Consider the following 383-nt stretch of genomic DNA (forward strand, 5'->3'; position numbering starts at 1 on the left):
GCGGAGGGGGAGAAGAAGAAAGGAGAGGGGTGCAGGCCACGAGCACCACGGTGTTCCAGGTGAGGAACGAGGCGCGGGAGCGGGGGGTGTCGCTGCGCTGGCCCACGATCGGGGCGGTGAGCGCGATCGCGAATCCCGCCACCGTCATGCCGATGCTCAGCACGGTGGAGGTGTACTCGGGGGTGCCGAAGGCCGAGCTCGTGAGGTACACCGTGAACACGAACGTGAGCATCACGGAGTTGTAGGCGGAGGTGCCCGTGTCCCAGAGGCACCACATCAGCACCCTCGCGCGGGAACCTCCCGCCGCGGCGTCGACGGGGTCGGTGGGGCCGTGCGGGGCCGTGCTCGTGCGCTCAGCGGTCATGCGGCTCACCCTACGGTGC

At 69.7% G+C, this 383-nt stretch carries 1 pseudogene; it reads right to left on the reverse strand.

Annotated elements, in window-relative coordinates:
* Positions 1–364, reverse strand: a pseudogene (locus D9R02_RS11965) (MFS transporter); the annotation flags it as partial.
* Positions 365–383 lie beyond the last annotated feature (19 nt).

The sequence above is a fragment of the Kocuria rhizophila genome, assembly GCF_003667225.1.
Classification (GTDB): Bacteria; Actinomycetota; Actinomycetes; order Actinomycetales; family Micrococcaceae; genus Kocuria; species Kocuria rhizophila.